The organism is Chitinophaga tropicalis (genome assembly GCF_009758205.1).
GTDB lineage: Bacteria > Bacteroidota > Bacteroidia > Chitinophagales > Chitinophagaceae > Chitinophaga > Chitinophaga tropicalis.
The window spans coordinates 379,986-402,287 of sequence record NZ_WRXN01000004.1; the positions used below are offsets into that span (position 1 = coordinate 379,986).

Below are 22,302 nucleotides of genomic sequence, written 5' to 3' on the forward strand. Positions count from 1 at the left end.
GGAAGAACAGAGGGATGGAGCGTGATGCTTCATCCCTTTTATTTTTGAATTAGTGGGGAGAGAACATGCCAAAAAAAATCGCTTTTGCCTTCGGCAAAAGCGATTTTTTTTGGAGGGGCCTGCGGCGCTTTTTATTAAAGTGATTGGGCCTGCGGCCGGCTATTTTTTATGATGGAGATTGAATTTTCGACCGATTAATTGTAGCCGGGATTCTGTGTGTACAGGCCGGGTTTGATCTGTATTTCAGATTGAGGAATAGGATAAATAAACTTATTCGCATCCATATTGATCTGGTAATTCTGTTGTAACCATGGATTCATTACATCCAGGCAACGTCCTGTTCTTACCAGGTCTCCCCAATACTGACCTTCCCATGCCAGTTCATGTCTTCTCTCCCTTTCAATGATCAGCTTAAAATCAGTCTGTGAAGGCGCATCTATTGTTGCCAGGCCGGCCCTTGTGCGGATGCGGTTTACCAGGGTTACAGCTTCTGTTGTTGGCCCGCCGGTTTCGTTCACGGCTTCTGCATACATAAGCATTACATCTTCCGGGCGTAATAAAGGGAAGTTAATACCCCAGTCTGAGCTGCTGAGAATAGAAGATGCCGCTGTAGAATCAAGATATTTCTTAAAGTAATTACGTTTGGTCATTACACCGGAACGGTTACGGTATACAGTATCAAGTATGACGAACTTGCGTTTATCTCCCGTTTCAAAACTATTAATAAGATCGTCAGAAGGGAAACCCTGCATATAGTATGAACCATAGGGGGTAATTTTGGTATCCATATCCAATGGGATCACTTCTCCCGGAACGGGGTTACCAAGTCCTTTACCGCCGGAAAGATATTGTACTTCAAAGAGGGAATATTTATTATCACTTGCGGTCTTAAATATCTCTGCATAGGTAGCGGCAAACTTCCAGCCATCTGCCTGGTTCTCTGCATTGAGTACTTCTTTAAGAGCGGTTACTGCTTTTGCATAATTCTCTGTTTTCAACAGCGGATAACCAGCCATATAGAGATAAGCTTTACCCAGCAAGCCAAGTGCTGCCCATTTTGTAGCCCTTCCTTTATCTGCACCTGTATATGACTTCGGTAATAAGATGGCTGCTTCTGTCAATTCCTTTACAATGAAATTATAGATAGTATCTGCCCCTACCCTGCCGTATGACAGTGCTTCCTGGGAAGAAACCACTTTATCTATGAGCGGTACTCCACCGAAAACTTTTACGAGCTCAAAGTAGGAAAGCGCGCGGAGAAATTTGCATTCTCCTTTCAGCCGGCTTCTTTTAGTAGTATCAGAGAAAGGAATATCATCGATCCTGTCAAGCACCTGGTTGGCACGTTCTATCAGCTCATAGTCGTTCGTCCATGCTGTCTGCAAGGTACCCAGGGCAGGTGTTACTTCAAATGCGGAGATACTGAAATAGTCTCTGGCGGCATCCTGTCTGTCTACATAATAATTGCTGGACCTGCATTCGGAGAGATAGATGTTGTTCACATCGGGGAAGCCCAGGAGTTTATTATACACTCCGCTGACAGCCTGCATTATATCATTCTCTGTTTTATAGAAGCCAGTCTCAGACTGATTGGAGATAGGTACTGTATCCAGAAAATCCTTATTACAGGAAGAAGTGATGATCAGTAATAAGAGTGCTGCGTATATATGTAAACGTTTCATTGTTTTCATTTTTATAAACCTATGTTAATACCAATGCTGTAAGTACGTGCAGTAGGATAGCTGGACCAGTCTGCCAGGTAATCATACTGGAAGGCTTCCGGTGAATAGCCTCCGGTATACTTATCGCTCATCCATAAATTATCAACGCTGAAATAGAGCCTTGCCTGGTTCACACCTTTGATGATACCGGGGCGGAAGGTATATCCGGCAGTCAGATTTTTGATCTTATAGAAGGCGCCGGAGTACAGCCATCTTGTATCGTAAACGCTGGCGGTGGTGGCATCTATGCGGGGAGTCTTACCATCGCCGGGTTGATCGAGAGAGCGGAAGCGGTTCACCCATACTTTTTTAGCGTTGTAGTTGCCCAGGCCTGTAGTGGGACGATCAATGTTCCGGCCAAACATGCTGAAGATCTGGTTACCCCATTGGCCCTGGAAAAGAAGGGAGAGATCAAAGCGTTTATAGCTGAAACGGTTGGTCATACCCCAGGTGTAATTCGGGTCAGGATGACCTACTTCTGTCATGTCTTTCGTATCTATGGTACCATCCTTATTCACATCGCGATAAACGGGATCTCCTAAAATGGTGTTGGTCCTTTTGGGCAGTGATTTCAGCTTGTCTTCCGTATTGTATACACCGATGGCGTCGTATAATACATAAGTGTATAAGGGCCTTCCAACTGCTATTTTCACTGTACTTTCCCAACCGGTATAGATAGGAGTATTGTCGTTATTCAGCTTTTCTACCCTGTTCCTGTTGTAGGAGAAGTTAAGGGATGTTTCCCATGAAAAGTCCTTCCTGGTAATATTCCTGGAGTTCAGGTTTACTTCATACCCCCAGTTCCTTACAGAACCGATATTGGCATTCTCCCTTGCAAAACCGGTGGAGCGGGCTACGGGCACGCTGAGCAGCAGATCGCGGGTAAGTTTGTTATAATAATCGAACGATACGGAAACCCTGTCGTGCAGCACAACGGCGTCAAAGCCAACATCGTTGGAGGTTGTCTTTTCCCAGCGCAGGTTATTGTTGGTGATGCTGGTTACGGAGAAGCCGGTCACCTGAGCCTGTGTTTCCCCGAAAGCGTAGTTGGTGGTTGAGACCAATCCTACGGAAGGATAGTCGCCCCCTATCCTGTCGTTCCCTGCAATCCCCCAGCTATATCTTATCTTAAAATCGTTGAAGATATGTTTGATACCGCTCATGAAAGACTCGTCGCTGATACGCCATCCTACTGATACAGCGGGGAAGTAGCCCCATTTGGAGTTTTGTCCGAAGCGGGAGGAACCATCGCCTCTGAAGCTGACTGACAAAAGATAGCGGCTGTTATAGTTGTAGTTGATACGGCCAAAGAAAGAGGCCAGCGTACGTTTGGACTCTGTCACGTTTGTAGCGGTGGCCGTAGAGGAACCTATATCAAAGGTATAGAGGTTATCGTTGGCAAATTGCTTGTTGGTTTGTGTAGTGGCTGCGTTGTTATTGGATTCTGTGGATGCGCCGGCTACGAAGTTAAATTCATGCTTCTGAATGATGCGGTCGTAGTTGAACAACGACTGGAAGAGGTAATACTGGTTGCGTGCCGTTCTCCTGGTAGCGGTGCTTTGCGATCCTTCTGCCGCCGTTCTGCGGGCTGAAGTAACGGAGGTAGGCTGATAGTATTTATAATCGCTGCTGCTGCTGTTCCAGGCGCCGGTTACGGTAAAGCGTAACCCCTTTGCCAGTGTGGCGTTGAGATAAATGCTGGACAGTAACTTTACGAGTTCTGTCTGGTTAAGTGTTTCTTCCATTACGGATACGGGGCTGATCTGGTCTGCAACCCAGCGGTAAGCTGGTGTGCCTATGGAACCGGACCTCACTCCCACGCCTTTCTCCTGGATGGGCGCTGTACCTGCTACGGAAGGGCCGATACCGCTGCGGCCATCAATACCAGCTCCTTTGTTCCATGAAATAGAAGGTGAGAGCTGCAGGCCTACCTTTACCATATCACTCAGCTTTACTTCCATATTGGAGCGGAAGGTATAGCGCTTATAACCCGTGTTGACAGCAAGGCCGTCCTGGTCAAGGTATTCGCCTGACATGAGGTAGCTTACGCTTTCTGTTCCGCCGGAGGCTGCGAGATTGTATTTCTGCATGTAGGCAGGTTTGAAGAAGGCATCCTGCCAGTTCACATAGTCCAGGCTGTCTGTGCCCAGTTCCCAATAGGGATCGTACATATAAGTAGTATTGGCCAGGGCATGGGTGTTGGCGGTAGTACCGCCTAATTCTGCCGCGCGGAAATTCATGTTATCTGAGGCCTGGTAATTTTTACCCTGTGAACGGCCTCTTGCCACCCAGGAGGAATCTATCAGGTCTTTCTTAAACCGGATCCATTCTCTGGCGCTCATCATATCAACAAATTGTTCTGCTTCCTGTCTGCCAAAGTTTGCAGAGAAGCTGATACGTGGCTTGCCTGACTTACCTTTCTTCGTTGTGACCAGTACCACGCCGTTGGAGCCTCTGGCACCGTAGATAGCTGCGGCAGAAGCGTCTTTCAGGACATCGACAGATTGTATGGTAGCAGGGTCGATATCTCCCAGGTCATCTACCGGCACTCCGTCAACTATATACAGAGGGTCGTTACTTCCCGAGACGGAGGCTGCGCCACGTACCCGGATCTGCAGGGCGGCACCGGGAGTGCCTGATACAGACTGCACCTGTACCCCCGGCATCTGTGCTGCCAGGGCCTGGTCTATCCTTGTGATAGGCCTGTCTTTTATCTGAGCTTCACCAATGGATGCAACAGCGCCCACTACATTCTTTTTAGCTACGCTGCCATAACCGATGACCACTACTTCGTTCAGTCCCTGGTTGTTTTTAGACAAACTGATCAGTAGTTCCGGGCCGGTTACATTTACTTCTTTTGTGTCATAGCCCAGGTAGGTAATGACGAGAGAGGCATTTTCCGGAGCTGCCAAAGAGAACTTCCCGTTCTGGTCTGTAGTGGTACCGGTTTTACCATTCTTTACACGAACGCTTACACCGATAAGAGGCGTCTGGTCCTGAGCGTCCAGGATCTTTCCCACAGTAAGGCTCTTCTGGAAGGCAAAGGTGGGTTGCAGTAGCAGCATAAGCATGCTGACAAGTAATAGTTTCCTCATAACGTTGATTTTTAAAGGAGGGACTTACTGGAATAGAAATAGCCAGGCAATTGCCGCGCAGGCAGTGATGAATAAAATAATAAGCAGTTTTTCGAGCCTCTTTAGCCGGGTTATGCGTTGCTGTTGTTCCATGTTAAGGTCCCCCCTGGTTGATGCGAAATTATTTTTCAGGGGCTTGTGGGGGAATGGAAGAATATACAATTGTATGGAAATATGTACGTGTTATTGATGTGAGGAATTGCTCAAAAGAAAAGGTTTCGCCGAAGGCGAAACCTTTTCTTTTGAGAGAGGAGGCTGGCCTGCGGCCAGCCAGAGATAAACTGGTTAAAAGGTGCGGAACGGAGAAGCGGGAAGATCTGCTCCATTATACAAATTAGCCGGCGGGTTAGGCGCCCAGCCGTATGTGGCAGCGACGGGATGCTTTATATGTTGGTTCGATAAAACAATAGTATTCCCTTCAATATATGCATCGGCGGGAAGGAATTGTTTATCTTCTCCGGCAATGGCAAAACTTTCCAGTTTACTGCCAATAGTTTTCAGACCATCCGCATGATCAAAGAAGAGAACAAGTGTATTACCTGCTGTTTTCATGTGCGTGTAAACAGGCCCGCTGTATTCTATTTTCTCACCATAGACTTTTCCCCGTGCCAGTAAAGCTAACCTGAGTCCTATTGCCTGTTTATTCTTCGGGTGAATATCCCGGGGCTTTTCGGGATTGGCATTATCTATAGCTACTATCATACCACTGTTCTTTATGCTGAGGTTCTGCCGTTGCGCTTCCCTGACCAGTACAACTCCCTTTTCGCTTACGACTGCCGTATCCGGTTTACCATGATTTGCAAGTTGCACATAAAAGAAGGGAAAGTCTCCCTGATGCCATATCTCCCGCCAGTCGGCCACCAGTGTTTCCATCAGGTGGCGGTAAATACCGGGTTTGCTGGTATTGGACTCTCCCTGGTACCAGATGGCCCCGCGAATGGTATATGGCGCCAGTGGAGCTACCATACCATTATATAATACAGAAGGGCTGTGCTGGTCTTTTTCGGGGTCAGGATTCCGGGGTTCCCGGGGTGGATCTTTTTTTTCCGCTTTCGCTGTAATGGCTGCCTGCGACCATTTCTCAAATTCAGCTGCATATTTCTGCCGGGTAAAGCTGCTGGTATCGTAGACAGACTTACGTTTAGCATAGTCATCTAACAGCACTTTGAAATCCGGTTGTTTTTCCAGCGCCGTTCTACGTATCCAGGCTTCTGCGGTACTCCCGCCGTAAGCTGTTGTAACAAGACCGATGGGAACTTTAAGATGCTGTTGCAGGTTCCTGGCAAAGAAATAGGCGGCTGCAGAAAAATGGCCCACGGTAGTGGGAGAACAGATCTCCCACATACCCTTAACATCCTGCTGAACGGTATCTGTTAAGGTAAGTGCTGCATCAAAGACCCTTATTTCCGGGTAGTTTGCAGTAGCTACTTCCTGTTCTTCGTTGTACACACCACACCAGTAACGGTCTTCTCTTGCTACTGTCATATCCATATTAGACTGACCTGAACAAAGCCATACTTCGCCCAGCCATACATCATTTATCTGCAGGGTATTATTCCCTTTTATTGTGATGGTATACGGGCCTCCTGCTTTTACTGTTGACAGCTGTAACTGCCAGCGGCCATTTTTTCCTGTAACGGCACTGACAGTATGCTTGTCCCAGCCGGCAATGACAGTCACCTTTTCACCGGGTTCTGCCCAGCCCCAGAGCTGTACTTTTGTCTGCTGCTGTAAGACCATATGATCGCCAATTACCGAAGGAAGCCGTATGGCAGCCTGCAACGTTGTGATGATACATAATAAAAGTAACATGGATACCAGTTTCATATGTGGATCTATTTATCTGTTTTCTTAGGTTTCAGTTCATCAGGGCTGTCTTTTGTATACATGTTGACGCCTTTTATTGTCTGTGGAGCGAACAGTTCCTGTATGGCGGCAAGCGGAATGTTTGCCGCAGGTTTGAATGCAGCGGAGGACATGTACTGCAGCAGGCTGTAACGCAGCTGTCCTGCTGCATGGCGGGTTTCCAGCTTCCTGTTGAGATCAAGGCTTGTCACTATCAATCTGCCTTTACCTACATTAGCTTCCAGAATCATTCCCAGCCGCCGGTTCAGGAACCAGGTATCTATGCCCTGTAATATGGGTTTATATGTGGCGGGGAAGGAAGACAGTTCCATGAGCTGTGCATCGTTGACCAGTTCCCACCATTGATAGTTGCTATGATATTCTGTCGGGAAATTTTTAAAGGCCGGATGCGCAGGGTCACAGAGGATACCCAGTGTGTGTGGCGGTCGCATCTTGAACCAGGAAGTGTTCCAGAATACAGGTGTGAATGATTGTATCACTTCCCTGCCTTTCTGCACTTTTCCTGCTGCCAGCAGGAGTACTTTACCTCCTTTGTCAAGGCGTTGCTGTGCTGCAGCATCCAGGGTATCGGTGATGTAGACATCGCCTGCGGCCATGTTCAGCGTATCGGGGTATACCCAGAGCGGCCAGTTGTTGATGATAGCTGTTTTATCAAGGCTTACTTCCAGTTGCAATGCTGTTGCTGCAGAGATTCTATTCAGCGGTACGCTGATCTCTCCGAGAGAAATATTATCTCCGAGGGGAATGTTTGTAACCGGTAATATTCCCTTTGCTATTATCTCTCCTTTTTTATTCTTTACGCGCCAGGAAGGGCTGACCTGTTGTAATGGTGCATTTCCAAAATGTGCAGCCACCACTTTTGCAGAAAGTGTATCGCTGCTGGTATATACAAACCTGTCCATCTTTGCGAGCAATACCGTAGGTGCACAGAAGCGGCGGAACTCCTCTGCTGTTACATATCCTTTTTCATCCCAGAAAGCGTTCAGTATGCCTACCAGTGCGGTGCCCTGTCCTGAGTAATCATTCAGGGACAACAGCTGAAAGCCTGCCAGGCCGGGTGTGCGCAAGGTGGCTTCTATTTCAGCTTTGTAGCAGAGCACCTGGAGTTTTCCGGAGGCATTCAGAAAATCTTCTGCCTGTGCGCCCATATGCTGATCAGAGAGATGTTCGCGGAAAAGTTCGAAGTTATGAGCACGGAATACGCCGGTATATTTCTTTATTTCCCTGAAATCGGGGAAGACGCACCATTGTCCCATTTCATGGGTTACATAGGGTACCTTCTGTTCTTTGATCTTATCATAATAATCGAATGAGCTACCTGGCGGACGGGACCATCGCAGTCCGCGTGGGCCTGATTTGACAATGAATTCGCTTTCAGGTACCCAGGGCCAGCTCATACCTACAGAGGCCCCGGTATATAAGCGGCGGCTATCTTTCTGTTTCCAGTAGTTAACGAACTTTCCCAGCCAGGCAGCCTGTTTGCCACCGCGGGGCTCATTACCATAGGCCAGCATACAGAAAGAGGCGTGATTGCCGTATGCTTTTGTGATGCGGTTGGTTTCGTCATAGATGTACTGATCTACCGGCAAGCCATCTCCCAGTGAAGTGCCGTGGTTAGCCCAGCTGGGGCCTTCCGGCTGCAGGTAAAAGCCCGTTTTATCTGCAGCACTGAAAGCTGCCTCCGGCGGGCACCAGGAGTGGAAACGCATATGATTCAGGCCGTATGACTTTGCTATTTTAAAAATGCGTATCCATGCGGATTCATCCATAGGAGGATAACCGGTTAAAGGAAACACGCAGTTCTCTACTGTACCTCTGAGAAAGACAGGACGGCCGTTCACCGTAAAACGGGTACCATCTGCTTTGAAATCGCGCATGCCAAATTGCACCTGTTTGCTTTGCTGTTCTCCGTTATCCCGTATAAGGGTTACAGTCAGATTGTACAAAGCCGGGTTGAACTCGTCCCACAGCTGTATGTCTTTTCCCATGGGATAGCTGATCTCTACAGTTGTAGTATCCTGTTGCAGTGAGAAGGGTATTTCAAGCTGGGGCACCTGCCTGCCGGCGCCGCTGTTAAAGCTGTATGCTTTAAGCCGTACTTTGCCGCCAACAGATGAGGCATTACCCTTTCCTATCTTTAGGCGGACCTTTGCCAGTCCGTTAGCCACATCGGGGAATACCTGCACATCTTCCATCCATACGGTAGCTCCGGCAACGAGTTGTAATTGTCCGACCATACCATTCCAGTTACCTTGTGTATGGTCGGTGATGCTGTGAGAATCCGGTCCTACATTAATATCTTTCGTGCGGTTATCTATCCTGACGGAGATAGTATGTTTTCCAGGGGTAAGCAAAGCAGAGAGATCATATTCATGTGCCGTGCACAGGCTGTTCTGCATGCCTGCGGGATGGCTATCCACCCAAACAGTAGTTTCCCAGTGGGGCCTTTCCAGCTGCAGGATAATACGGCGGCGCTGCCACTGATCGGGGATGTTTACAGTGCGCTGGTACCATGCAGGGCCAACGTAATATTTCACCGGTGTAAGCCAGAAGGGGAACCAGCATTTTTCCGGCTGACGGAACTTTTCCATTGCGGGATTAAAGTACCAGGAACTATCGTAGATGCTGCCCGTCCATTTAGTATGTATGGTGACGTTATCTCCCATGTTATTGGATGTCATAGATCCCGGTAAACGGATGGTACCGGGCAGCTGTTGTGCAAACCATTTTTCGGTAATACCCTTATCTGCCGGATCTTCCCGGAACTGCCATGTGCCCTGCAAGGAAATGGTATCCCGCTGTGTTTGTGCGGATACCTGTAAGCAAGTGAACAGGGAAGATATCAACAATACTTTTTTCATATCAGTTTATTTCTATGGTAGCGGCCCTGGTGGCGCTGATACCAGTAACGTAAATACATTTTTCCTGTGTGTCATAACGCCATGAGCCATCAGTTTTTACTGCGGATGGTGCTTCAGGAGAATGGACTTTCAGTGTGAAAGTTTTCCAGCGGGGCTGGAAGCTGCCTTCCGGTTTGTTTATCTGTATACTACCTCCTTTAATGGAAATATGAGTAACAGCATAGCTGCCCTGCTGGTATTCCAGGCTTTTGCCATCGTCAGTATACAATGCAAAACTGTTGTCGGCTCCCGGGTATACTGCCAATATAATATTGTCCGGCTGATCCTGTCCTGTATATTGTATAACCGGCTGAAAGGGGATGATACTTCCTGTCTTAATGAAGATAGGTAGTTTGTCCAGCGGCGTTAGTACGTTCAGATGCTGATGACCTTCGTAGGTCTTACCTGTCCAGTAGTCTGTCCAGTTTCCATCCGGCAGGTATACCACACGGGTAGAAGCGCCTTTCTGTGTAACGGGGCATACCATAATGCTGTTGCCCAGCATGTACTGGTCGGTGATATTGTATACGTTCTCATCGTCCTGGTATTCCAGTACCAGGGCTCTCATCAGCGGTGTGCCTTTCTGATATTGTTCCCAGGCGGTGCTGTAGAGATATGGTAACAGGCTATAACGCAGTTCATCATATTGTTTGAAGATGGCCAACGCTTCTTTGCCGTAGCGCCATGGTTCTTTGTAGCCGGGGTGGTCCATGCCGAAAAGCATTGCTACGGGACTGAGCATACCGAACTGGCACCAGCGGATGTAGAGTTCAGGATCGGCAGGGTGTTCGAAGCCGCCCATGCAGTGCGCCCAGTATCCAACGCCTGAGAGTCCAATGTTCAGTCCGGCTTTGATAACCGGCTCAAAGTATTGCCATTCACTGGGCCAGTCGCCCGCAAAAATGAACGGATAGCGTTGTATACCTGCATATCCTTCACGGGTATGATTCATACCGCGTGTATGATTGTGGGCTGCAAATTTTTCATAGGCAGCTTTTGCGTATGCTACAGGGAATATGTTGTGCAGGCGGCGGGCTTCGGGGCCGGTGGGGCCGGTCTTGCTGCTTTCGTTTGCAAGTCCGCCAAAGGCGCTGCCTTCATCTGTTTTAAAGAATTTCGCTCCCAGGCCAGCTACTCTCATGGCTGCGTGGTCCCACCACCAGTTAACGGCGGAACTGTCAAAGAAATTGATAAACTCGCCAGGGTTATTGTCTTCCGGGTAGGTATATCCCAGGGTATTGGCGGTATCCAGCAGCCGGAGGTAATTACCGTTGTCCAGTCTTGGACGGATATGTAAGCCTACCATGCTGTAATGCATTGCGTAAAGGCTGTCAAACATCCTGCGGGGCTGGTGGAAGGTTTCCCTCCATTCGTAAGAGGTAGCTCCTTTACCTCCTTTTTTACCAAAGAGGCGCCAGGTGGAGTCAAGAAAAAGGATATCTATGGGGATGCCCTGTTCCCGGAAGCGGCGGGCCAGTTCCAGGACGTAAGTGGTGGAGGTCAGTTCTTCATGTCCCCAGGTGCCGCCGCTGTAGGTGCCTACATGCAGGCCGAAGGCAGAGAAAGGCATCAATGGGGAGCGGCCGGTGAGGGAGGTATATTGTTCCAGGATGCCGGTAAAGCGGGGGCCATAGATAAAATAGTATTCCTGCGGGCCTTCAGTGGCCCGGAAAGAGTAGCTGTGTTTGTTGGTATGGCCCATGTCCCAATCTGAGGCATAGGAGGTATGCAGGAAGATGCCATATCCTTTAGTGCTCATAAAAAAGGGAACGGGGCTGTAGTTGGCAGCCAGGACGTTATAGGCCCCTGTGATATGCGGCATGCCTTTTCCGCGTCCTACTTCCAGGCGGAGTTTTTTTCCCCGCTGGTCCAGGAAGTCCATACGTTCCCCGAAGCCAAAGAAATGTTCGTCCGGCTGGAGGAGGTGGCTGTCTTCCCTGCCTGCGGCAGAGAGTAGTTGTCCGTCGGTAGTATAAACATCTATACCGAAAGGCTGTTTCCTCATCTTCAGTTGCAGGAGTGTTGTTTTGACCAGGAGCTGGTCTTTTTCTTCTGTCACCTGGAGGGATACCGGTTCCCAATTGTAGCGTACCACCATCCATGGTTCTTCCAGGGGAGTTGAATAACTGACTCTGAACATACCCGGTGTGCAAAACTCCAGCCGGGTATTACCGATCTGCAGTACATTTCCGTTCCGTATAAATTCCTGTCCTTTTGCTACAGCCGGCAGTATGCCGGAAAGAACTATAAGCATGAGAAGCCTTCTTAACATAACGTGTTTTAAAATTGACGATTAAAACTATGAACGTGGCGAGTAACGGAAAATGGAAGATTGTAAAAATGCCTGTAAAAATGTAGCGATAACATGTACAAATTGATTTTTTACTGGAAAAATGTGCGGGAAATTGTCCGGCTGACACTATAGGACAGCCGAACCAACGTAATTATATATATTGCTGTTACCAAGATCAATACTTTATAAATTCCATCCGGGCCACCTAACCGGCCGGCAAAGAAACAACGTTATGCAACTACGGCTCCTAACCTTGTGCGGCTGTTTGTCGCTTTTATTATCAGGTATCCTCCCTTCAAGGGCCAATGAAATACCTAGTACTGACCCAGACAACAACATCCGGTTTGAACAGCTGACCACCCATGACGGTCTCTCTCAGAATACAGTTCGCTGTCTGCTACAGGACAGAAAAGGTTTTATCTGGATAGGCACATTAAATGGGCTGAACAGGTATGATGGCCGCCGGTTCATTGTTTACCGGCCAGAATATGGCAATCCTCATTCTATCAGTGACAACAGAATACGGGAACTCCATGAAGATAAACAGGGTATGATATGGGTGAAGACGACGGAAGGCAGGTTCCATTGTTTTGATCCGCGGCTGGAATCTTTTGTGGAGTATCAGCCGGACAGCACTGTATTAAAATATGATTGCTTCAAAGAGTTTAAAAACGGGGATATCTGGTTATATGGCAAAGCTAATGGCTGTTTACGTATCACCAGGAAAAAGGGTGTTTTCCATACCCGGGCATACAATAAAGAACAGTTACTGGGTAATGCTGAGGTGAATTTCATTTATGAAGACCACCAGGGAAATGCGTGGGTGGGCGCCGGGAAAAATCTTTTCCGCTCATCACCTGACCAGGACCTGCAGCTGGTATACCGTGGCAATGAGACCTTTATCAAGGCAATAGCCGATGGCAGGCAGTTATATTTCCTGACCCGCCAACAGGGCATACTGGTATATGACAACACATTCCGTATCATTCCTGTTCCGGGTATACTGCTTACGGGAGGCGCTCTGCTGCCTCACTCACGTTTGCTGCTCAGCACCAGGGAGTCCGGTCTTTATATCAGTGACCTGCGCAGCGGGCAACTACAGCCTGCAGGTAACCTGAAGGGCCGTACTGACCTGCTGTCTGATCAACAGAAAAACATCTGGGTCAATAACCACAAAGGCAGTATCTGGTACTATGATGTACAACGGGAGCTGCTGAAGCAGCTGGACCTGATACCTCCGGCAGTTATGCAGCGGATAGATGAAGAGCGGTATGCTTTTTACAGCGGTGCAGGTAATAATACATGGATCACCACCTATGGTGGAGGTTTGTTCTGTTACAACCGGGCATCCGGGGAATTACAACATTTCATCTCCAAACAGGATAATCCTTCGGGACTCAGTACCAACTACTTACTGAGCATACTGGAAGACCGTACCGGCCTGGTATGGGTAGGTGCAGAGCATACAGGGTTACATAAACTGGTGCCGCAATCGCTGGCGGTGAGCAGGATCTTCCCTGACGATAATACCGGCGGCCGATATGCTGCCAACAGTGTGAAAAGCATCTATGAGGACAGCTATCACCGGCTATGGGTGAGTACCCGGAATGGGGGGCTTCACCTGTATAACAGCCGCCTGGAAAAGATCCGTACCCTGGATCACCTGTTGCCCGGGCAGAGCGCCAACATCTACTGTATGCAGGAGGATGCCAAAGGATACCTTTGGATAGGCACCAAAGGAGAAGGTCTGTACATCGTACATAAAGATTCCCTGCAACGGCCAGCCAGGCATTTTGAGCTGCAGGAGATCCCTATAGCGGAAGGCCGGCCGGGCAGCAACGGGAATAAGCAGATATATGCTATTCTGCAGGATAACCACCAGCGTATGTGGATAGGTACTTTTGGCGGAGGTCTGCACCTTGTTACCTATAACGGAGGCGCTTCTTTCTCTTCCCGTCTGTTCTTCAAGAATGAAATGGTGCCTGTATATGTGCGTTGTTTACTGCAGGACAGGCAAAACCGGATATGGGCCGGTACCAATAACGGATTACTGGTATTTGACCCTGAGAAGCTGTTGCAGAATGAGCAGGAATATACAAGCTATCAATCGGATGTGAATAGCCGGGAGGGGCTGGCCAGTAACGAGATCAAGAGCATCTGCGAAGATCATAAGGGACGTATCTGGGTAGGCACTACCGGCGGTGGCTTTAGCCGGTTTGTACCTGCGGAAGGAGGTAAAGCTGCCAGCTTCTATACTTATACAACAGAAAACGGATTATCGCATGATATTGTGAATGGCATGCAGGAAGACGACAGGGGTAACCTGTGGATAGGTACGGAGAATGGTCTTACCCGCTTTAACCCGGACAACAGCACATTTGAGGTCTTTTATTTTGCCAGCAATACATTAGGTAATCTATTCTCTGAAGCTGCCTGCCTGCGCAGAAGTGACGGACAGCTACTATTGGGAAGTATGAACGGATTTTATGCTTTCTATCCGCAACAGCTGAAGACAGAGCGGAAAGATGCACCTGTATTGCTCACAGGTTTTAACATTGCGGGGAATAATGTATCTACATTACAGGAGTCTATCAGCAATACCAAAGAGATCGTACTCGAGCCGGGGCAGAAAGTATTCAGCCTCACTTTCGCATCACTGGCATTTAAAAATCCGGTAAAGAACAAATACACCTATATACTGGAGAACTATGAAGATGAGTGGAACACGCCTGCCAGTTACAATGTGGCTACCTACCGTAACCTACCGCCGGGAGAATATACATTCCGTGTAAGGGGAACAAATGATGATGGTTCCTGGAGTAAGCAGGAAGCCAGTGTAAGAATAAAAGTACTGCCTCCTTTCTGGCGTTCCAATATTGCATTTGTATTATACCTGCTGCTCATTACCGGGTTGGTACTGGGCATACGCTATGTAACAAGAAGGATACACAGATTACAGCAGGCAGTGGAAGTGGAAAAACAGCTGACTGAATATAAGCTTAATTTCTTCACGGATATTTCTCACGAGTTCCGTACACCGTTGTCACTTATACTGAGCGCTATGGAAGGGCTGCTTCCTGTCAGACAGGGGAATAAGCATCTGCAGATGATGCAGCGGCATGTGCAGCACCTGATGCGGCTGGCAGATCAGCTGCTGGACTTCCGTAAGATACAGTATAAAAAGATGCAGCTGCAGGTGACGCCAACGGAAGTGGTTTCATTTGTTGAGAATATCTGTGATGGCTTTGGCGATCTGGCGGCACAGAAGCAGATCTGTTTATCTTTTGACAGCAATGTGCCCTCCTATACTGTTCCTATAGATACCAACAAGCTGGATAAGATGTTGTACAACCTTCTTTCCAACGCACATAAATTCACTCCTGCCGGCGGTAAGATCAATGTACAGGTAATAACAGATGAGGCATCGCAGACATTGCAGATCAAAGTATCTGATAGCGGCATTACTATTCCGGCAGAACGGCAGCATCTGCTATTCCAGAAATTCACACAGGTGAACTTCTCTCCTACAGGTACCGGTATTGGGTTATCGCTTACCAAAGAGCTGGTTGAATTGCATAAAGGCAGTATTTCTTTCAGCAACAATACAGGCGCCGGCGTGACTTTCACCCTTACGTTGCCTTTGCAGGATGCTGTATATTCTGAGGAAGAAATAGCTGTTGTGCAGATGGAAAATGCTGTTATGCCGGCAGCTTTTATTACAGATACAGAAACAGATGATATCCCGACTCCCAGTACTAAATATAATGTGTTGATCATAGAGGATAATACGGAGATCCGTGGTTATCTTTCCTCCCGTCTCGGTCAATATTTTCATATTCATACTGCGGCTAATGGCCGGGAGGGGCTGGCAGCCGCTGTAGCATTTGCGCCTGACCTGATAGTATGCGATGTGATGTTGCCTGAATTAAGTGGCATTGAAGTAACACAAAAGATACGGGGCGAGTTCCAGACATGTCATATTCCTATTGTACTGCTTACGGCATTGTCTTCCGGGGAGCATCAGTTACAGGGTATTGACGCGGGAGCGGATGCGTATATACCCAAGCCTTTCAGTACACGCTTCCTGCTTACCAATATTATCAGGATCATAGAACAGAGAGAGAAGATCAGGAAAAGGTTTGCCAATGATCCGGGGTTCTTTGCCGTGCATATTTCAGAGAATGAAGCAGACCAGCAGTTTATTGAGAAGATCAATCTTGTGATTGAGAAGAACCTGGATAATTCGCAGTTCTCTGTCGATGAATTTGCAGCGGCAATGAAGCTGGGAAGGACTTTGTTCTACAAGAAGATAAAAGGACTGACGGGGTATTCTCCGAATGAATACATACGGCTGGTGCGGGTAAAGAAGGCGGCTGAATTGCTGAATACCGGGGAGTATACTGTGGCTGAAGTAGCTTATAAGGTAGGGATGAGCGATCCGTTTTATTTCAGTAAATGTTTTAAGAGCCAGTTTGGAGTACCGCCCAGTGTGCATTTGAAGAAGGTGAAGGCGGGGTGAGTGGGATACATATTTCAGTTTAAAAGCCGCCATTTGTTATCAGTGGCGGCTTTCTTTTATCTCAGAACAGAGAGAAGTATAACCGGCTTTCAAGGGATTATAAAATTTTGTACTTTTCCCGCATGGAACAAATGCGCGAAACACTCAGTATATCAGTCATTACAGAAACAGACATTCCTGCTGTAACACAGGTTGTTAACAGTGCTTATGAAGGAGAGCCGGGAAAGAGCTGGACGTCAGAAGGGCACCTGGTAGAGGGGCAAAGAACTACGGAAACTATTTTACGTGATCTTATCAGCAGACCATCTGTAAACATATTCAAATATTCTGATGCACAGGGTGTTATATTGGGTTGTGTGTTGCTGGAAAAGAAAGAGGGTACTTTATATCTCGGTATGTTATCGGTTTTACCTAAAGTACAGGCAGCTGGTATTGGCGCCAGGTTGATACAATTCAGTGAGAGCTTTGCACGGGAGCATCAATATAATTCTATTACTATCACTGTTATAGATAAACGGTATGAGTTGATGGAATGGTACCGGCGGAAAGGTTTTGTGCCTACCGGTAAGCTGGAGCCGTTTTCCAACAAGTCATCATCTGCTATTGATGAGTTCTCTTTTATGGAGATGAGGAAGGAGTTATTGTAGCTTCTTCTATGCATTTGTTATAATGCGCAGATCATCCACATCGCCCAGCACTTCATCTACCAATCCAAAATCCTTAGCTTCCAGGGCAGTCATGAACTTGTCCCGGCGGTAGGTTTCTTCTATTTCTTCTTTTGTATGACCAGAGTGTTTACCCATCATACTGAACACTTTATTCTGCAATCTTTCCTGTTCCTGATAGGCAATGCGTACATCTTCTGTATATCCTTTGGCGCCTCCGCCGGTGGGGTGCATATGGATGGTTGCATGTGGCAGTGCATAGCGTTGTCCTTTGGCGCCTGCTGTAAGCAGGAAGGTGCCCATGCTTCCGGTAAAGCCGACAGCGACTGTAGCAACGGGGGATTTTACCATTTTCATAGTATCGTAAATAGCCATGCCGGCGTATACATGTCCGCCGGGGCTTTGGATATATATTCTTATGGGATAATGGTTCTCGCTGTCGAGATAGAGCAGCTGTGCTACGACCAGGTTAGCTACCTGTTCATCAATAGCGGTGCCCAGAAAAACGATACGTTCTTTCAATAACAGGCTGTAAATATCATATGCGCCCCGTGTAGAGCTGTCTAATACTGTTGGTATCAACATAAAGTTTCTATTTGAAAATGGAAGATATCTTTTCTCTGAAAGATGCGTCCTTCATGAGTAAAGTATGTATGGTATCCAGTTTTTCCCGCAGCTCTTCCCTGGCTGACCAACGTATGAACTGATGTGCTTTTTCCTGTAACTGTACATTCTCTTTCAGCACAGGTGAGAGGATCATTTTTACCTGGAAAAGCAATTTTTCCGGGGATGTCATTTTATCCAGGATGTACCGGTCTGTATCCTGTATTTCATGCAATTGTTTCCTCATAAATATCTGCATGTTTTATTTGTTCCCTCACTTTTTCCAGACATTTGTATTTCTGTACTGTAGCAGAATGGGGTGAGCTGTAATGAAATGTTTCTGCTATCTCCTGCATGGAGCGCTGATCATAGTAAAACGCCTGTAGCAATTGCAGGCATTTTTTTCCTGCCGTGCGCAGATGGTGCAACAGGGGTTTAACCTGCTGTTCTTTATCTTCCGGTATAGAGAGATGATCGTCCAGTGGTACGTACTGTTTATTATTACGATATCTTTTCAGCCATAGCATCCTGGTGATCCCGGCCAGGTAAGCGCTGGCAGATACATGAATATCCAGTGAATTATTCCTGTGTTTTTCCAGGTAAATGATGAGGGCATCATGAAAGAGGTCTTTCGCCGTGTCGAGGTCTCCACCCCGTTGTTGTATCATATGTGCAACCAGGGGAAAGGTCTCTTTATAAATATTAGTGAGCCATTGCGTTTCATTTTGTTCCATGGCAGATGAATTGTTTTATATATAGTGTCTGAAAAGAGGGGAATATCACCCTGAGATCCTGTTTTTTTGTAAATAAATTTACGGTAATCCGGTAATACTATTTTTTTTGGGGCCAATTCAAAAAAGATAAGAATACAATACCAGCAGCAAAAGTTTGCTCTTCTGTAAGAGATTACAGCCAGGAGCCTTATGTTATTAAAAAAGCGGAGGAGGCCAAACGCATTATAGCTAAATACGGCTATCCAAAAATGTTAGATAATATGGCCAGGTAAGCTATTATAGATGGTGTTCTCAAGCGCTCTGGGGTATTGGGGTTACGATTGATAAAAAGGCCTGTACCGAAACAAGACAGGCCTTTTTAATATTATTACTTTACTACTACAGTATCTACTTCAAAAGTATTTTCTCCTGACACAAACTTCAGATAATAGGTGCCGGGCTTAGTTTCTTTCAGTTTGTAGGTTGCTTTCCTTTCAGGGATATCCATAGTACACATACATCCTTTATAGATAGCCTGAACAGTAATGACAAGTGTATTACCACTTTTCTTCTCAGAGAATCTGTTAAACTGTCCGCAGCCGTTGTTCACAGGAAAATAGACAGTTGTAGTACCGTCGTCAGCTTTTTCAAGGCGGCTTACGTTTGCATTTGCATACTTCAGACAATCCTGTTCCGGGGTGTTTTTCCTGCTACAGCCAGCTGATGTGCTTATTGCCATCAGCAACACCAGCACGTTAAATGATCTTATCATAAATTAAATTTTAAACGTTCCTATATCAAAAAGGGAACTGTAACATTAACGCGCAAGAATAGCGTTTGGTTACAGTTCCCTTGTTAAATTATGTGATATGTATTACCTGATCCTTATAATCCTGGCAGTCCCTACCCTGCCGGTTGAGCCGGAAGTTACCTGTAAGATCCAGGTGCCGGAAGGAACGTGACTTACATCCAGGCCAAGCCGCTGTGCTTTTCCTATAGATGGAACTACCTGTTGCAATACCGGCCGGCCGGTAATTATATCCAGCAGGGAAACGAGTAATTTCCCTTTAGCCGGGCTATTTACGGTTACCTGCAGGAGATCGCCACTCACAGGATTGGGATATACTGTCAGTACTTCTGCTTCTGCTTTGACAGCAGAGGCAGTAGCTGTGCAATTGCTGACAAAGGTCCATGGTTTGCCATCACCGGTATTCAGATCCGGCTGATCCCCCTGTGTCCACCATTTTGCCTGGTAGATCTTATTGCCATAAGCTACCTGTGTGCCAGCGGTATAGATACCACCTGTTGTCCAACCCGGAATATTGCCACAAGGCTGGCCGGTACCACCGCCATCACCGCCATTGCCATTACACGTACCTACAACTGCCCAGGTAGTATTGGTACCTGGTACATCTCCGCTCCCAGCCCACCACTGGTTGCGATATACGACACTGTTATACAATACTATGTTACCTGCTGCTGTATATATCCTGGAAGCGTCCCAGGCAGGAAGCCCTGCGCAGCCTTCGAAGGTCTGGCTATTCCATATCGTGAAGTTAGCGGTGGCGGTTACCGAGTCTTTGCCGGTACGCAATCCTACTGCTGTAACGGTATAAGCGCCGTAGGCGGTGGGTGTCCATTGTACGGATGTACCTGCCAGCCGCAAGCCGTTTATTTTGATATATACCTGTGTGATCTCATTACGAGGGTCGTTCTTTGCTACGCTAAGTGTAACAGTTGACAGTGATGTTACGCTGATAATGCCATTGGCGGGCGATGTAAAGGAAAGTCCTGTTACGCTGGCGCATTCTGTTGCGTCTATGGTAAAACGCGCCATGTTAGCGCAACCGCAGTTAGCGGTATTATTGCCACCGTCCAGCTCAAGGCTTACTTGTTTGATACCGGTATAGCGTTGGTAATGCCCGATACGACCCAGTACTTTTGCATTCTCTGTACCGCTGCCACATTCTACTCCGCCGTTAATAATGTTGACGGTAGCGCCGAAGCCTGGTTTCAGGTTACCTGCCTGCTGGGCGGAGGTAGGTGTCCATTTACCTGGGATCATTACATCGTGGCAGGAAAGTTTGGGATACTGAGGTGTCATCCAGAACCAGATACCTGTTTCAAAGGCAATAACACCGTCTGCTATTACCTGTTCAGGATTGGCAAGCAGTACATTTTTGTTACCGAAAATGAATTCACTGGCCTGACCATAGTTGTAATTGTAACTCAGCTGGATGGGGCCGCGGCCGTGATAGGATTTACCCGGTGCTGGTGGGTACAATGTATTTGTTTCATCACGGTAGCCGATGTTGGTAGTGCCTTCATATCCTACTTCTTCGCGGAAGTAAAGTCCCCAGGCGTATTGTCCGCCGGGGGCCGTAGGCCAGCCGCCGGTAGTTTCCTGGGAGATATTTGCGAGGAAGGCCATCAGTTCTCTTTTGCGGGTGGTGAGGTCTCCATCGCCGGCGAAGGTGGCATAATCTACTGTTTCTGTGATGATAGTGGCGGAAGATAATTTAAAATCTGCGTCTTCACGGATCACTACAGATGCGCCGGTGGTTTTGTCTACGCGGGTGAGGCGGTAGGCGTTGGTGGCGCAACGTCTTTCAGTAATGATCTTAATGTTTGACATGCGGCGTACAGCTTCGGTGAAGTTGCTGTAGGAGTAGAAATCCTTTGCAGGTGTGGAGGGCAGGGTACCGCCGCCGGTACGGTCGTCCGGGTTATAGCGGTGCGGGAAGATCACATTCCATTCTGCGCTGCTGATCACATCTGAAATGGACTGGGACCTGATAACGGGAGCTGCCAGCAGGCAGCATAGGAAAAGGAGGATAGCAGTTTTTGCTTTCATAGATAAATGAGGGTTGTGTACCTGGCGGTACGATGATTATTTTGAGTCGTAACAAATATAACCTATACGTGAGATTTTTTTTATTTTTAGAGGGTGTACAGATTTGCTTTTTCGAGGGAAGGCCAGGCTAATAAATTCAATGTTATGAAATCTCTGTTTGGAGTATTACTATTAATGACGCTCTTTCATATGTCTTCATTCTCCCAGATCATTCATTTATGGAACGGGCCCGTACCGGGAGAATCATCTCCTAAAAAGCCCGCTACCCCAACGGCAGATAGCAGTCGCGGGGTAACGAGGCTGACGGATGTCACAGATCCTATCATGCAGGTTTTCACTCCTGACCCTGGCAAGGCTAATGGGGCGGCTGTGGTAGTTTGCCCGGGAGGCGGGTACCAGATACTGGCTATCAACCTGGAGGGGTATGAGATAGCGAAATGGCTGAATGGTCTGGGTTTCACGGCTTTTGTGCTGCAATACCGGGTACCGCAGAAGCAGGAAGGTGCGTTACAGGATGTACAGCGGGCTATCCGTATTGTACGTCATGGCGCCAAAGAATGGAAGCTTTCTCCGGATAAGATCGGGGTGCTGGGATTTTCTGCCGGCGGCAGCCTGAGCGCCAGGGCCAGTACTTTATATAATAAGGAGACCTATCCTAAAACAGACGCGGCGGATGCTGTCAGTGCAAGACCTGATTTTGCCGTGCTGATCTATCCTGCCTACCTGGACCAGGGAGCAAACAGGACCATTACCCCTGAGCTGAAAATAGACAGCCAAAACCCTCCTATGTTCCTTTTTGCCACTGCTGACGATCCTTATGGTAACAGTGCACTGGTAATGGCCGGCGCACTGCGGGACGCCAAAGTACCTGCTGAACTGCATTTTTATGCAAAAGGCGGGCATGGTTATGGTTTACGCCTGGGTAACCCTGCAGCAGACGTATGGCCCTTACTGGCTGCCAGATGGCTGGAGCAGGCTGTTAAATGAGCATAATCAGCTTACGGATTGACCATCGTCATAAGATGCCATAAGCC

At 47.6% G+C, this 22,302-nt stretch carries 13 protein-coding genes; 3 read left to right on the top strand and 10 right to left on the bottom strand.

All coding sequences use genetic code 11. The features are described 5' to 3' along the window. Window positions 1-194 precede the first annotated feature (194 nt). From GO493_RS11920 to GO493_RS11940, 5 genes are all read right to left on the bottom strand, one after another. Window positions 195-1,682 (bottom strand): RagB/SusD family nutrient uptake outer membrane protein, encoded by a 1,488-nt coding sequence (locus GO493_RS11920; RefSeq protein WP_198315690.1) that lies wholly within the window; start codon window positions 1,680-1,682, stop codon window positions 195-197. A gap of 11 nt (window positions 1,683-1,693) precedes the next feature. Then, window positions 1,694-4,816, bottom strand: coding sequence for a SusC/RagA family TonB-linked outer membrane protein (locus GO493_RS11925; RefSeq protein WP_157306386.1), 3,123 nt, complete (start codon window positions 4,814-4,816; stop codon window positions 1,694-1,696). 324 nt (window positions 4,817-5,140) lie between these two features. Continuing rightward, window positions 5,141-6,682: a sialate O-acetylesterase gene (locus GO493_RS11930; protein ID WP_157306387.1), complete on the bottom strand. Its 1,542-nt coding sequence runs from the start codon at window positions 6,680-6,682 to the stop codon at window positions 5,141-5,143. An 8-nt stretch (window positions 6,683-6,690) separates the two neighbouring features. Beyond that, complete coding sequence (locus GO493_RS11935) at window positions 6,691-9,582, bottom strand: exo-beta-1,4-galactosidase (protein ID WP_157306388.1); 2,892 nt, start codon at window positions 9,580-9,582, stop codon at window positions 6,691-6,693. Window position 9,583: 1 nt separating this feature from the next. Further along, the gene (locus tag GO493_RS11940; protein WP_157306389.1) at window positions 9,584-11,893 is read right to left on the bottom strand and encodes a glycoside hydrolase family 31 protein; all 2,310 of its coding nucleotides are present in this window, start codon (window positions 11,891-11,893) and stop codon (window positions 9,584-9,586) included. A gap of 286 nt (window positions 11,894-12,179) precedes the next feature. Between GO493_RS11940 and GO493_RS11945 the strand changes: the two genes are divergently transcribed. After that, window positions 12,180-16,433, top strand: coding sequence for a hybrid sensor histidine kinase/response regulator (locus GO493_RS11945; protein WP_198315691.1), 4,254 nt, complete (start codon window positions 12,180-12,182; stop codon window positions 16,431-16,433). 122 nt (window positions 16,434-16,555) lie between these two features. Further along, on the top strand, window positions 16,556-17,080 hold the full coding sequence (locus GO493_RS11950) for a GNAT family N-acetyltransferase (RefSeq protein WP_157306391.1): 525 nt from the start codon (window positions 16,556-16,558) through the stop codon (window positions 17,078-17,080). Window positions 17,081-17,086: 6 nt separating this feature from the next. Here the strand turns inward: GO493_RS11950 and GO493_RS11955 are convergent, their stop codons facing one another. The 5 genes from GO493_RS11955 to GO493_RS11975 form a co-directional block, all read right to left on the bottom strand. Further along, window positions 17,087-17,683: a ClpP family protease gene (locus GO493_RS11955; protein ID WP_157306392.1), complete on the bottom strand. Its 597-nt coding sequence runs from the start codon at window positions 17,681-17,683 to the stop codon at window positions 17,087-17,089. Between the two features lie 7 nt (window positions 17,684-17,690). Beyond that, window positions 17,691-17,948 carry a hypothetical protein gene (locus GO493_RS11960; RefSeq protein WP_157306393.1) on the bottom strand — a complete coding sequence of 86 codons (258 nt, stop codon included), beginning with the start codon at window positions 17,946-17,948 and terminating at the stop codon, window positions 17,691-17,693. Next, window positions 17,929-18,435 carry an RNA polymerase sigma factor gene (locus GO493_RS11965; protein ID WP_157306394.1) on the bottom strand — a complete coding sequence of 169 codons (507 nt, stop codon included), beginning with the start codon at window positions 18,433-18,435 and terminating at the stop codon, window positions 17,929-17,931. Before GO493_RS11965 ends, GO493_RS11960 begins: the two co-directional genes overlap by 20 nt. 367 nt (window positions 18,436-18,802) lie before the next feature. After that, a complete protein-coding gene (locus tag GO493_RS11970) occupies window positions 18,803-19,186 on the bottom strand; it encodes a hypothetical protein (protein WP_157306395.1) in 384 nt (127 codons plus the stop codon). A gap of 102 nt (window positions 19,187-19,288) precedes the next feature. After that, complete coding sequence (locus GO493_RS11975; RefSeq protein WP_157306396.1) at window positions 19,289-21,268, bottom strand: glycoside hydrolase family 19 protein; 1,980 nt, start codon at window positions 21,266-21,268, stop codon at window positions 19,289-19,291. Between the two features lie 144 nt (window positions 21,269-21,412). Here GO493_RS11975 and GO493_RS11980 point away from each other — a divergent pair, with 144 nt between their 5' ends. Then, entirely contained in the window at window positions 21,413-22,255 is an 843-nt protein-coding gene (locus tag GO493_RS11980; protein WP_157306397.1) for an alpha/beta hydrolase, read from the top strand. Window positions 22,256-22,302: the final 47 nt, after the last annotated feature.